Genomic DNA, 12,992 nt, shown 5'->3' with positions numbered 1-12,992 from the left:
GGATTTCTCTTTGCCGTACGACACAGAGAAATCCTAATGACCGATTTGGGATAAAATAGGGAGTTCCCATAGATTATTAGTGGTTTTCCTATTGCAAATAAACTTTTCTTTCCGTATATTTGCGTACGTAATTCTAAATAACGACAACTATGAAAGAGAAGGAAAAAATTATTAGCGCTGCCATCATAGCGATTGGCATCGTGGTCTTGGGCATGTTCCTGAAGGCCGGCATAGATAATTTCACGGAGAAAGACCGCAAGGTAACCGTCAAAGGACTGGCCGAGACGGAGGTGAAGGCCGATAAGATTACATGGCCCATCGTTTCGAAGGAGCTGGGCAACGACCTGCCTGAACTGTATAACCGCATTGCTTCGAAGCAACAAACCATCAAACGGTTTCTCATGGCCAATGGAATTACTGCCGATGAGATAACCATCAACGCACCGCAGGTGGTGGATCTCTCAGCTGATCAGTATAGTAGCAACACCAAGCCCTATCGTTACAACATCACGCTGACCATCACGGTCACATCGAAACATGTTGATAGGGTTAGAGAAATCATATCACGGCAGGGCGAGTTGCTCAAGCAAGGTGTGGCCATCGTTGCAGGCGACTATAGCAATCAGATAACCTACGAGCTACAGTCGTTTAAGAAGATGAAGCCCAAAATGATGAGCGAGGCCATAGAGAACGCCCAACAGACGGCGCAGCAATTCGCCAAGAACAGTCAGTCGAAGCTCAACAAGATCGTCAGTGCCGACCAAGGCCAGTTCTCTATCGACAACCGCGATGAAAACACACCTTGGATTAAGCGTGTGAGAGTGGTAACAACCGTTACCTACTCATTAAAGGATTGATATAGCATAACAATGTATGCAGTCGTAACATATTGATTGTCAATATGGTTACGACTGCCATTTGATATTTACTTTATACAAAACCATTCATGAAAGTACTATTGGTAAGCGCCAGCCCGAGGCGCGAAGGAAACACATTCACAGCCCTGAGCGAAGTGGCAAAGACCCTCAACCAGGAGGGCATCGAAACAGAAATCATAGAGATTGGCAGCAAGCCCATTGGAGGTTGCATCGCTTGCAATTGGTGCAAACAGCATCCCGAGGAGCACCGTTGTGCGTTCAGCAACGACATGGTGAACACCATATCAGCCAAGGCCCTGGAGGCTGACGCATTCGTCTTTGGTGCTCCCGTTTATTATGGTCAGCCCAACGGCAGCGCCGTTTCGCTCATCCAACGCCTTCTTTATAGCAATGGCGCAGCATTCTCGTATAAACCAGTGGCCAGCGTTTGCGTGTGTCGCCGCGGAGGTGCCGACACTTCTTACCAGTCGCTCAACATGATGTTTGAGATGATGAACATGCCCATTGTCACTTCGCAGTATTGGAACATCGCTTATGGACGGGAGCCAGGCCAAGCCTCACAAGACGTGGAAGGCATGCAAACCATGAGAACCATGGCGCATAACATGGCTTGGATGCTGAAGAAATTTCATGGAGAGCCAACCAGCAAGCGACCCGAGAAGGAGCCGTGGACACCAATGGCCTTTATCAGATAATCCATACATTATGAATCCATCATCAAACAACAACGCCCCGGCATGCCATAGCCCACAGAAAGTCGTTACGGGCAAGATGCCCTTTAGAGGTTTTGAGACTTACTATCGCATAGTGGGCGAGAAGACCGACAAGGCGCCTTTGCTGCTTCTGCATGGCGGACCAGGTTCCACCCACAACTATTTTGAGGTGCTCGACGAGCTCGCCCTTACTACAGGTCGGCAGGTTATCAGCTACGATCAGATAGGTTGTGGCGAAAGTTATGTTGAGGGGCACCCCGAGTTGTGGAACCTACAGACATGGGAAGACGAGCTCGACGCCCTGCGTGAGCATTTGGGCCTCGACCACGTTCACCTGTTGGGCCAATCGTGGGGTGGCATGCTCATCATTGGTTACCTCATCGATCGTCAGCCCAAAGGTATCGAATCAATCATCCTATCGAGCACGCTGTCGTCGAGTTCCCTATGGGGACGCGAGCAGCAACGCCTCATCTCATTTATGCCTGAAGAAGAGCAGAGAGCCATTGCACGTGCAGTGGCCACGGGCAACTACGACGACCCCGATTACCTGAAGGCCAACGACCACTACACGGCGCTGCATGCCGATGAGATCAACGAGGAGTCGCCCGAGTGTTTCCGTCGCAAGAAACGCTTTGGACTGGAGTCTTATGTTGTGGCATGGGGTCCCAATGAATACACCCCGACAGGCACGCTCAAGAATTTTGAGTACACCGACCGACTGGGGGAGATCACCCAACGCACGCTCGTCATTAGCGGAACCAACGACGAGTGTACACCTCTTGTAGCCAAGGCCATGTACGATGGCATTCCCAACGCTCGCTGGGAGCTGCTTGATGGAGCACGTCACATGACGTTCATCGACCAAACCGACAACTACAAACGTATCCTGACCGATTGGTTAAACACCGATCAGGCATAAGACCGAGGAAGAAAGGGTATAGGGACATCATCGTTTCCATTCAGCTCTTGCCAGCGATTCTATCGGTGTTGTGCCTCCATGCGTGTTTTGTCAAAGCTCGCTATGCCTTCAAAGCGCTTGTCGCAACCTGCACGAGTCAACCCATAACGAGAATTGAAACCTAAGGACCGATCGGGTGTAAAAGGGTAAGCCATAGAGCGATAAACCCTTTAGTAAGCAAAAACAAAAGATCCCTTGCCACCGAAGCGGTAACGCTTCCCAATGTGTGGCAAGGGATTTTTATGGGTTATGCGTGGAACGCCATCAAGTGTTCGTACTTGCGTTTCATCATCCTACGATAGATGTTGGCCAACCACAACTTATGTGTGGAAATGAACCCCAAGCCTATGGCCATCATGATAAGCCATGCCACCTCTTCCATTAATAGCGCTTCCAAGATGGAGATAACTACCACGGGCACAATGAACGTCACCATCTGGACAACCACTTGTATGTAATTGTTCTCCACACCCGACTTGCTGATGAAGTTCTCATTGAGGGGAAGCTTCTGCTTGTTGTACACAGCCAACTGCATGAGGATGAAATATTGGAATCCTGCCATGAAGATGCCATACGAAAAGAGCATCAAGATGTTCCACTTGCCTACCACAACCATAGGAATCATCAGTATGAAAGGAAACACCAACAAGCCACAGAAGAAATAATACTTGGCCGTAAGAAGTTTCAGGATATTCTCCTTATGCACCATCAGGGCGTCGATGTAATTGCCCTCGTACGACATGATGCGGATGAGCAACATGGCACCAAACACCACATAATTATAGAAGCACCAGAAGTTGGTCATGGCCGCAGAGTCGTAGATGTCGGTAAACGACACCAATAGACTCAGGATCAACACAATGACCACCGCGAAGGTAAACGACTTTCGTGGGTTCTTATTGCGCATGAGCGATTTGATCTCTATCTTCAGGTATTCGCCAATTTCGCCGAATCGATCGAGCGCGGTGAAATGGCTCACCGTCTTCATCTTCGTCACCTTTTGTTTGCCCATCTCGCGCCACACATTATTATATTGGAGACGGCGGTTTACAAGTGACAGGCTTACAAGCAACACCAGAGCCACCAGATGGGGTAGGAGGTTGCCATGCTCGAGGCCACGTCCTATTGAAGAATAGAAGTTGGTGAAGGTGTTGAAGTCCGTAACGATCCACACACTATAGACTCCCAAATATACCAGTATGGGCAGCACCCACCACAATGGGCTACCCACCACCAGCGTACGGCAGATGGAATACCATTGGCTATCGGCCAAAATAAGCAGGTAATAGAGCAACAACAGAGACAGTGAGGCCCCAAATCCATAGCTAAACACTACCGACATAAGGCAGTAGGGCACCAACATAACAAACCAAAGAAGGTTGCCCCAACTCATGAGAGAGTTGATAACGAAGCTATCAATGCATGCATAGCGAGGTATGGGCAGCAGCACATAAGGCTTGATGATTTGCGAAGGAGTTTGTTGCCCGATAAACCTTACTCCAAAATCGATGGAGAGAATGAACGGCATCACACCGAAGATAAACTCCAATGCCGTATGGCTTTTCGATTCGTTGGCACCAAGAGCAAAAAGGATTGCAAACATCAGGAGATAAAGCATCATCAATCCCATGACAACTCCTATGATCCATCGAGCCGCTTTGTTGGTGTAGAACATGGGATCGCGGCGCTCGGCCAACTTACGGTGTTGCCTCAACAGTTTGAACAGAGCAAAGAAAGAGAGGCGTTGCTTTTGAGTGTTGCGTGTCATGGGAGTGATGTTTTATCTCAGGTCGATAACCTCAGCCGAGGGGAATTCCTTCTGTTTGAAAATGAAGGTGCTATTGGGAATGTTCTTGGTTTGGAACTGCGAGAGAGTGATGGTCATCCATGAGCCGCCCTCCTTCACCTTGATGGTACGGGGTACATAACTCTTGCTATTAACCGTCAGGTAAATCTCCTTGACCGACTTCCTGCTGTTTTGCGCCACCATGTGTACCACATAGTTGGAGCCTTTAGTCGTTACGCCAAGCTTATAACCACTCTTATACATGGTGATAAAGGCGTATGGGTTCATGCGCATGCGCTGTGCGTCAGAGGGATTGGATACATTCACCTCATTGGTCGACTTCAGATAGCTCCACTGGGTCTTGCCATTGTACCACACAATAGCCTGCGAGGTTCTTGCGTGAAACATGCTGCCCTTGATGGCGATGGTTCCCGAGGCCGTACCCATCTTCGCACCCGACAGTTTGAAATGCGCCGATGCGCCTCTTTTGTTTCCTACGATGGCCGCCGTTTTATCGAGCACCTTACGAGCCAGCGCAGGGTTTTGCGCATACGTTCCTATGGTTTGCAAAGCTGCCAAGAGCAGAATAATGATCGATTTCTTCATGATAATTAATGTTTGGTTGTAAGAAGCAAACGTCCCAACATGGCCATTTGTTGCTTTCTTTAAATAGCTTTAACGCTTATCCCCGGGCGCCATGTACCTGCGGAAGGGTCACATTGAGCGTGTTTTCGTCGGCTATAAGCACCTCACGAGGCTTCGATCCCTGTGCGGCACCCACAATGCCTGCGGCCTCCAACTGGTCCATCAGTCGGCCCGCACGGTTGTAACCTATGGAGAATCGGCGCTGAATCATACTGGTTGAGCCCTGTTGCGTGATGACGATGGCACGTGCCGCCTCATCGAAGAACGGGTCGAGGCTTCCCAAGTTGGAGTCACCGCTGGGTCCGCCAACACCACCTTGCGGGTCGTCGGGCTCAGGCAGTTCCATCGGTTCGACCGGACCGGCCTGCGCCTCGATATGCTCATTGACACCCTCAATCTCTGGCGTGTCGATAAAGGCACACTGCACACGCACCGGGTCGCCTCCCGAAAGGAAGAGCATGTCGCCACGTCCCACCAGTTGTTCGGCACCTGTACGATCGAGAATGGTTCGCGAGTCGATCTGCGAGGCCACACGGAACGCCATACGGCCAGGGAAGTTGGCCTTGATGTTACCCGTGATAATCTTGGTGGTTGGGCGCTGGGTAGCGATGATCATGTGTATGCCTACTGCACGCGCCAACTGCGCGATGCGGGCAATAGGAAGCTCGATCTCCTTGCCAGCGGTCATGATCAGGTCGCCAAACTCATCTATGATGACCACGATATAAGGCATGTATTCGTGTCCGTCGGTGAGCTTCAGCTTGTGGTGAATGAACTTATCGTTATACTCATCGATCTTCTTCACCTGCGCCTTCTTCAACAGATCATAGCGGTGATCCATCAGCTTGCAGAGCGAGTTGAGCGTACGCACCACCTTCTGCACATCGGTAATGATAGGCTCCTCCTCATTCTCGGGAAGGGCCGCCATGTAATGCGACGTGATTCGGCTATACACGCTGAACTCCACCTTCTTCGGGTCGACCAACACAAACTTCAACTCATTTGGGTGCTTCTTATAGAGAAGAGAGGTGATGATGGCGTTCAAGCCCACCGATTTACCCATACCCGTGGCACCAGCAACGAGCAGATGGGGAATCTTCGCAAGGTCAACCATAAACACCTCATTGGTGATGGTCTTACCGAGCGCCATTGGAAGGGCCATCTTGGTGGTTTGGAACTTCTTGGAATTGAGCACGCTCTCCATCGACACAATCTGCGGATTCTTGTTTGGAACCTCAATGCCAATGGTGCCTTTTCCAGGAATCGGAGCGATGATACGAATGCCAAGGGCCGACAAACTCAGCGCGATGTCGGCCTCCAAGCCACGAATCTTACTGATGCGCACACCTTCAGCAGGCGTTATTTCATATAAGGTGACGGTGGGACCCACCGTGGCGTTGATGCGACTAATCTGCACACCAAAACTGTTGAGCACCTCGATGATACGAGCGTTGTTGGCCTTAATTTCGTCCATATCGATGCTGGCGTTGGTGTCGTAACGCTTCAGGAGAGTCAACGCAGGGAACTTATACTTTGTAAAAGGATCCCAAGGATTGATGGGTGCCTGCGATTTGTCTTCTTCACCGACGATATTTCCTGTAGCCTCGTCTTCCTGCTTGGTTTTCTCTATGACCAAGGTGGTATCGTCGGCCTTCACTTCATTGGCATTGGTGACGTGCAGTGTGTCGCCCGGTTCGGCGGCACTATTAGGCTGTTGACCTTGCGTGGTGTCGGTAAGATCCACCACACGCGGCGCTTCGTCCTCCTCCTGGGTCGCTGCATGGTTGACAACAGTTTCCTCCTCAACATACCCATCGAAGGTCGACACATCATCATTGGCATCGTCACCGGTCTTATCCGTAACCGTGAACTTCACCTTATTACGAATGTATTTCACGGGATTCAACGCCTTTCTTACCACTTCAATGGTCTCAGAAGTGAGGTAGGTGAGGAACGCCAAGGCCACAATCAGGAGAACCGCCGTCAGTCCCGGAGGGCCAATCAGATTCTCGAGAAACTGCTTGCAGAACAATCCGTGGGCACCACCGGGGTTGAACACCATGTCGCCCGCAAAGGGAGAGAGGAACGTAGCCAGCGCCACCGAACTCCAAATCATGATGACAGCGAGGCAAAGAAACCACTTCCAGAGGTTCACGCTATACACATGCATGAGCTTCAGGGCTGCAAGAATAATGAAGAACGGTATGATGAAAGCCGGGAATCCGAAGTTGACCGTCATGAGGTAGTACGACGTCAGCGCACCGATGGAACCGCCATAATTGGCGAATTCATGGTGCTGGTTGAGCCATTCTCCCGGTCGCATGCTCTCAAGAACACTCTGGTCGGCCTGCCCAGTATAGAGATACGACACCATGGCTATGATGGTTATCACTGCCAAGGCAAGCAAAAAAAGTCCTGTGAAGAATCCTGTGGTCTCGCTCTCTAAAATATTTCGTAATCCGATAGCATAGGCGAACGATTTCGACTTGCTCTCAGTTTTCTTTTTCCCCATTATTGATGATCGTTTATTTTCTGCAAAATTAGTGGATTTTACCGTAAAACCAAAACAAATCCTACTGAACTTTCATAATTTGATGGAAGAAAACACGTTCGAGCTCGTCACTCCGTTTGAGAAAGCCTAAAACTCCCAACACACAGCCCTGACAAACCGTCCCACAAATCGACAAACATCCTACGAAACAAGCATGGTAACCCCTTTTGTGTAAGGAAGCGATGATTTTGTAGCGCATTTTTAGGAATATTTCATATCTTTTTTATACTTTTGCACGCTGATACGTAGAGCAATGAAGAAGACCATTTACAATAAGTTCGACAAGAAAGCCATCACCGGCTTGCCACAAGTAACGTTTCCTGGACGAATTATCTCCATTATTTCGCCGGGTGAAACACAGAAAGCCGTCGATTATCTCCTGTCGAGTGATATCCTCGGGGTTGACACAGAGACCAAGCCCGCCTTCCATAAAGGCGAGCATCATCAGGTATCATTGCTCCAAGTGTCGAACCGCGACACTTGTTTTCTGTTCCGCCTCAACCTCACAGGCATCACGCCGGCCATCAAGCAACTGTTGGAAGACACCACAGTGAAGAAGGTCGGCCTCTCGTGGCACGACGACCTCAGGGGTCTTGAGGCACGCGAACCGTTCCAGCCGGGCCTGTTCATCGACCTGCAAGACGTCGTTCCGACCTTGGGCATCGAAGACCTGAGCCTGCAAAAGTTGTTCGCCAACCTGTTCCACCAAAAGATTTCCAAGCGCCAACGCCTATCCAACTGGGAGGCTCCGCTGCTCGACACCAAGCAACGTCAGTACGCCGCCATCGACGCTTGGAGCTGCATCCTGCTTTACGAGGAGATTCTTCGACTGAAAGAAACTCAGGAGTACGAGTTGATACGAGTGCCCGAGCCTGAGGAGCCCGCTCCCAAGATAGCCAGTGAAGAAGGCAAGAAGAAGACAAGAAAGAAACAAAAAGAAGAACAATAACTGTCCATGTACAAAAGCATATATCTGAAAAGAGGTAAGGAGGAGTCGCTTCTGCGCTTCCATCCGTGGGTATTCTCGGGTGCCATCCACCATGCCGACGCCGGCATTCAGGAGGGCGAGACGGTTCGCGTGATCGCCAGTACGGGCGATTTCATCGCTGTAGGCCATTATCAGGTGGGCAGCATCGCAGTTCGTGTGCTGTCGTTCAGCGATATTACCATCGACCAATCGTTTTGGCGTGAGCGCCTTGCGGCTGCCATAACCATGCGTTGCCACATCGGCATTGCCGACAACCCAGAGAACAACACCTACCGCCTTGTGCATGGCGAAGGCGACTGGTTGCCTGGCTTGGTCATCGATTGTTATGGATCAACGGCCGTGATGCAGGCACATAGCGTAGGCATGCACCTCAACCGCATGGACATCTGCCAGGCGCTCACCGACGTCATGGGCGGCCGCATCCAGCAAGTCTACTACAAGAGCGAGACAACCCTTCCCTACAAAGCCCACCTTGAAGAGGAGGACGGCTTCATTTTCGGCAACACCGACGACGACATCGCCGTGGAGAACGGCCTGAAGTTCCACGTCGATTGGCTTCGCGGCCAAAAGACCGGATTCTTCGTCGACCAGCGCGAGAACCGCTCCTTGCTCGAGCATTATTCCAAGGACAAGTCGGTGCTCAACATGTTCTGCTACACGGGCGGCTTCTCCGTTTACGCCATGAGAGGCGGTGCCAAATGTGTTCACTCGGTGGATAGCAGCGCCAAGGCCATCGAAATCACCAACAACAACATCGGCCTGAACTTTCCGGGCGACCCGCGCCACGAAGCCTATTGCGAGGACGCGTTCCGTTTCCTGGAGGAAAAGAAAGACAAATACGACATCGTTGTGCTCGACCCGCCAGCCTTTGCCAAGCATCGCGCAGCCCTGCACAACGCCCTGAAGGGTTACATCCGTCTCAACGCCAAGGGCATACGTCTCGTTAAGGAAGGCGGCCTGCTCTTCACGTTTAGTTGCTCGCAGGCTGTCAGCAAAGACCAGTTCCGCAGTGCGGTGTTCACCGCCGCAGCGCAAAGCGGCCGAAAGGTTCGCATCATCCACCAGCTCCACCAGCCCGCCGACCATCCCATCAACATCTATCACCCTGAGGGCGAATACTTAAAAGGACTGGTTCTGTATGTAGAATGACAACCCATCATCATGATGGACAACACCAATCATAACATGGTTCACACCTTCGAACGGAAAATTGAAGACGCCATAAGCCGTCGCGACCTATTGTGTCGTGACGGCTTTTATGTTGTGGCATTGTCGGGCGGTCCCGACAGCGTGGCATTGTTGCGTGTGCTCGTGTCGTTGGGCTATACAGTTCATGCCGCCCATTGCAACTTTCACCTACGCGGAGAAGAGAGCAACCGCGATGAGAAATTCTGTGAAACACTGTGCCAAAAGATGGGCATCGAACTACACAGAATACACTTTGACACAGAGGGTTACGCCAAATTGCATCAAGTATCCATCGAAATGGCTGCCCGCACGCTGCGTTACAGCTATTTCAACCAACTTTGCAAGGACATAGCAGCCCGCGGCATCTGTGTGGCGCACCATAGCGACGACCAGGTGGAGACCATCCTGCTCAACCTCGTAAGGGGCACAGGCCTACGTGGGTTACAGGGCATGCGATGGCGCAACGGCAACATCCTGCGCCCCCTGCTGGGCGTGACGCGCAACGAGGTGATGCAATATCTCGAAGCCGTGGGGCAGGATTACGTAACCGACCACACCAATCTTGAAGACGAGGTGCAGCGCAACAAACTGCGGTTGAACATCATCCCACAGTTGGAAAAGATCAATCCGGCCGTCAAGGAGAATGTTTTGCGCATGGCGGAACACCTGGGCGAGGCCGATGCCATCATCCATCAGGCACTCCACGACCAGGCCGAAAAGGTCTGCAACCCAACGACCAGCGAAGACGTTTCGCTCAACATCGACCTACGCCTTCTCCACCAACAGCCCTCACCTGAGCACCTCCTTTGGCACCTTCTGAGCCCTTACGGCTTTCGTAGAACACAAGTGGGCGAAATAGTTGATAACCAAACAAATGGGAACACGTGGCTTTCCGATAAATGGGTGGCGTTCATCGACCGAGAACATCTACTCGTCATCAACAAGGACGAGTGGGGGATAGCCACGCCAGCCATGCACATTCCTGAGTGTGGCACATACGTTCTTCGGCAAGGAAACCACGAAAGACGCTTCTCGTTCCAACAAACGGAAGGGCCGATGGAACCCTCGCGGCACCCACACACCGTCACCCTTGACGCCGACAACGTGGCCTTTCCGCTGACCCTACGCCTCGTGGAGGCAGGCGACCGCTTTGTGCCCTTCGGCATGAAACACAGCAAACTCGTGTCGGACTTTCTCACCGACCAGAAGATTTCGGTGATTGAACGACGCCAACAACTGGTGCTTGTAGACGCCGCCGGAGCCATCGTGTGGGTCGTTGGGCGAAGGGTCGACGACCGGGTGGCCTTGAACAAGAACACCACCCAACGCGTACTGACCATTAAATGGATGTGAAATTATCTATAATTGGCTGAAAAAGCACCATCACGATGCATGAAAAGTCGAAATTTATAAGTAAATTTGCACAAAAGGAAACACTAAAATATCAAGCGCAATGTTTACAGAAGCAGACAAGAAACAAATTGAGAGCCGCGGCATGACCGTGGAACAGGTGGAGCGACAGCTCGTACAACACAAGGAAGGTTTTCCTTTTTTGAAGATCGAGGCCGCTGCTGCCGTTGGTAAGGGCATCATCGCACCCGACGCAACCGCCCAGAAAGAGGCCGAGCAGGCATGGGAGGACTACAAGCGTGAGGGCCACAAGGTGGTGAAGTTTGTGCCCGCATCGGGCGCTGCCAGCCGCATGTTCAAGAACATGTTCGCCTTCCTCAGCGCCGACTACGATACACCCCAGACCGAGTTTGAGAAGACCTTCTTTGACAACATCAAGAAGTTTGCGTTCCGCAAGGCATTGTGCCAGAAATGCCACGCCAACAACGATGCGTGCGCCAAGGACCTGATTGCCGAGGGCAACTACAAGGCCGTGGTGGCCAATATGCTCAAGCCCGAGGGACTCAACTACGGCCAACTGCCCAAGGGCCTGCTTCTGTTCCACCAATACGAGGACGGCCCCCGCACACCGATGGAGGAACACTTGGTGGAGGCCGCGCTCTACGCCAGCAGCAATGGCGAGGCCCACGTCCATTTCACCGTGAGCCACGATCACCTGCAACTCTTTGAGCAGCGTGTAGCAGAGAAGAAGGATTACTATGAGAAGAAGTTCGGCGTGAAGTACGACATCACCTTCTCTGAGCAGAAGCCGAGCACCGACACCATCGCCGCCAACCCCGACAACACCCCGTTCCGCAACGAGGACGGCTCACTGTTGTTCCGTCCGGGTGGCCACGGCGCACTCATCGAAAACCTCAACGACATCGACGCCGACATCATCTTCGTTAAGAACATCGACAACGTGGTGCCCGACCGCCTGAAGGGCGACACCGTGCTTTGGAAGCAAATCATCGCCGGTGTGTTGGTGAAGATGCAACGCAAGGCGTTCGAATACCTTCGTGTGCTAGAGTCGGGCCAGTATAACCACGACAAGCTCGAGGAGATTATCCGCTTCGTACAGCGCGACTTGTGCTGCCGCAAGGCCGACATCAAGGAGCTCGAGGATGCCGAACTGGTTTGCTATCTGAAGGGCAAGCTCAACCGACCCATGCGCGTGTGCGGCGTGGTGAAGAACGTTGGTGAGCCCGGTGGTGGTCCGTTCTTGGCCTACAACCAGGATGGTACCGTCAGCCTGCAGATCCTGGAGAGCAGTCAGATCGACAAGAACAATGCCGATTACATGAAGATGTTTACCAGTGGAACCCATTTCAACCCCGTCGACCTGGTGTGTGCCACGAAGGACTACAAGGGCCATGCGTTCAACCTTCCCCAATATGTTGACCACCAGACGGGCTTCATCAGTTCGAAGAGCAAGAACGGACGTGAGCTGAAAGCCCTGGAGCTGCCGGGCTTGTGGAACGGTGCCATGAGCGATTGGAACACCATTTTTGTAGAGGTTCCGCTCTCAACGTTCAACCCCGTGAAGACCGTCAACGACCTGCTTCGCGACACTCACCAAGGCTAAAAAGCCGATGGGTTCGCCCAAATAACGAAAGTCCAATGCTTTTCGTGAGCCTCCAACGCAACAGAGGCCATGCGAAGCATTGGACTTTTTTGTTTTTCCACCTCATGACATGGGATAAACCAAGCGAGTCTTGGTGGAGAACTACACCGCTGGCGCATAGGTTCTCCGCATGCCCATTGTTAGATTTTATTTCCAAAAAGTGGGTCTATGTTTTTAGGTCAAATAGAGAACGAAAAAAGCGTTTTGGAGAAATTTAACAGTGGAAAAAGAGGCTCGACAGTGGGATTAGGCATGTATCGACTTGCGAAAGA

The 12,992-nt window shown here is 51.7% G+C and carries 10 protein-coding genes; 7 read left to right on the top strand and 3 right to left on the bottom strand.

The genetic code is table 11. From position 1 onward, the window contains the following. Positions 1-149 precede the first annotated feature (149 nt). The 3 genes from WKK33_RS09030 to WKK33_RS09020 all read left to right on the top strand — a co-directional run bounded on the left by WKK33_RS09030 (position 150) and on the right by WKK33_RS09020 (position 2,510). On the top strand, positions 150-857 hold the full coding sequence (locus WKK33_RS09030) for an SIMPL domain-containing protein (RefSeq protein WP_337933487.1): 708 nt from the start codon (positions 150-152) through the stop codon (positions 855-857). An 89-nt stretch (positions 858-946) separates the two neighbouring features. Beyond that, a complete protein-coding gene (locus tag WKK33_RS09025; RefSeq protein WP_337933486.1) occupies positions 947-1,573 on the top strand; it encodes a flavodoxin family protein in 627 nt (208 codons plus the stop codon). Positions 1,574-1,583: 10 nt separating this feature from the next. Further along, positions 1,584-2,510 carry a proline iminopeptidase-family hydrolase gene (locus WKK33_RS09020; protein WP_337933484.1) on the top strand — a complete coding sequence of 309 codons (927 nt, stop codon included), beginning with the start codon at positions 1,584-1,586 and terminating at the stop codon, positions 2,508-2,510. A 286-nt stretch (positions 2,511-2,796) separates the two neighbouring features. Here the strand turns inward: WKK33_RS09020 and WKK33_RS09015 are convergent, their stop codons facing one another. The 3 genes from WKK33_RS09015 to WKK33_RS09005 form a co-directional block, all read right to left on the bottom strand. Beyond that, positions 2,797-4,317, bottom strand: a complete 1,521-nt coding sequence (locus tag WKK33_RS09015; protein ID WP_337933482.1) for a DUF5687 family protein — start codon at positions 4,315-4,317, stop codon at positions 2,797-2,799. Positions 4,318-4,329: 12 nt separating this feature from the next. Beyond that, a complete protein-coding gene (locus WKK33_RS09010) occupies positions 4,330-4,941 on the bottom strand; it encodes a LolA-like putative outer membrane lipoprotein chaperone (protein WP_287770157.1) in 612 nt (203 codons plus the stop codon). Between the two features lie 76 nt (positions 4,942-5,017). Then, on the bottom strand, positions 5,018-7,492 hold the full coding sequence (locus tag WKK33_RS09005; protein ID WP_337933479.1) for a DNA translocase FtsK 4TM domain-containing protein: 2,475 nt from the start codon (positions 7,490-7,492) through the stop codon (positions 5,018-5,020). 292 nt (positions 7,493-7,784) lie between these two features. On the opposite strand from WKK33_RS09005, the gene WKK33_RS09000 reads away from it, so the two are divergent. The 4 genes from WKK33_RS09000 (at position 7,785) to WKK33_RS08985 (ending at position 12,681) form a co-directional block, all read left to right on the top strand. Next, entirely contained in the window at positions 7,785-8,480 is a 696-nt protein-coding gene (locus WKK33_RS09000; RefSeq protein WP_337468395.1) for a 3'-5' exonuclease, read from the top strand. Positions 8,481-8,486: 6 nt separating this feature from the next. Further along, entirely contained in the window at positions 8,487-9,668 is a 1,182-nt protein-coding gene (locus WKK33_RS08995; RefSeq protein ID WP_337933477.1) for a class I SAM-dependent rRNA methyltransferase, read from the top strand. A gap of 12 nt (positions 9,669-9,680) precedes the next feature. Continuing rightward, positions 9,681-11,060, top strand: a complete 1,380-nt coding sequence (tilS, locus tag WKK33_RS08990) for a tRNA lysidine(34) synthetase TilS (RefSeq protein ID WP_337933475.1) — start codon at positions 9,681-9,683, stop codon at positions 11,058-11,060. A 100-nt stretch (positions 11,061-11,160) separates the two neighbouring features. Continuing rightward, positions 11,161-12,681 (top strand): DUF4301 family protein, encoded by a 1,521-nt coding sequence (locus WKK33_RS08985; protein ID WP_337933473.1) that lies wholly within the window; start codon positions 11,161-11,163, stop codon positions 12,679-12,681. Positions 12,682-12,992 lie beyond the last annotated feature (311 nt).

Origin of the sequence: Hallella sp. (assembly GCF_037460745.1) — a bacterium.
GTDB classification, from domain to species: domain Bacteria; phylum Bacteroidota; class Bacteroidia; order Bacteroidales; family Bacteroidaceae; genus Prevotella; species Prevotella faecis.
The sequence above is the reverse complement of the archived record's forward strand: the minus strand, read 5'-3'. Positions and strand labels throughout refer to the sequence as shown.

What these genes read in the sequence shown, in the direction of transcription:
- WKK33_RS09030 (WP_337933487.1), top strand. Translation starts at nt 150, where the DNA reads ATGAAAGAGAAGGAAAAAATTATTAGCGCTGCCATCATAGCGATTGGC.
- WKK33_RS09025 (WP_337933486.1), top strand. Translation starts at nt 947, where the DNA reads ATGAAAGTACTATTGGTAAGCGCCAGCCCGAGGCGCGAAGGAAACACA.
- WKK33_RS09020 (WP_337933484.1), top strand. Translation starts at nt 1,584, where the DNA reads ATGAATCCATCATCAAACAACAACGCCCCGGCATGCCATAGCCCACAG.
- WKK33_RS09015 (WP_337933482.1), bottom strand. Translation starts at nt 4,317, where the DNA reads ATGACACGCAACACTCAAAAGCAACGCCTCTCTTTCTTTGCTCTGTTC.
- WKK33_RS09010 (WP_287770157.1), bottom strand. Translation starts at nt 4,941, where the DNA reads ATGAAGAAATCGATCATTATTCTGCTCTTGGCAGCTTTGCAAACCATA.
- WKK33_RS09005 (WP_337933479.1), bottom strand. Translation starts at nt 7,492, where the DNA reads ATGGGGAAAAAGAAAACTGAGAGCAAGTCGAAATCGTTCGCCTATGCT.
- WKK33_RS09000 (WP_337468395.1), top strand. Translation starts at nt 7,785, where the DNA reads ATGAAGAAGACCATTTACAATAAGTTCGACAAGAAAGCCATCACCGGC.
- WKK33_RS08995 (WP_337933477.1), top strand. Translation starts at nt 8,487, where the DNA reads ATGTACAAAAGCATATATCTGAAAAGAGGTAAGGAGGAGTCGCTTCTG.
- tilS (WP_337933475.1), top strand. Translation starts at nt 9,681, where the DNA reads ATGATGGACAACACCAATCATAACATGGTTCACACCTTCGAACGGAAA.
- WKK33_RS08985 (WP_337933473.1), top strand. Translation starts at nt 11,161, where the DNA reads ATGTTTACAGAAGCAGACAAGAAACAAATTGAGAGCCGCGGCATGACC.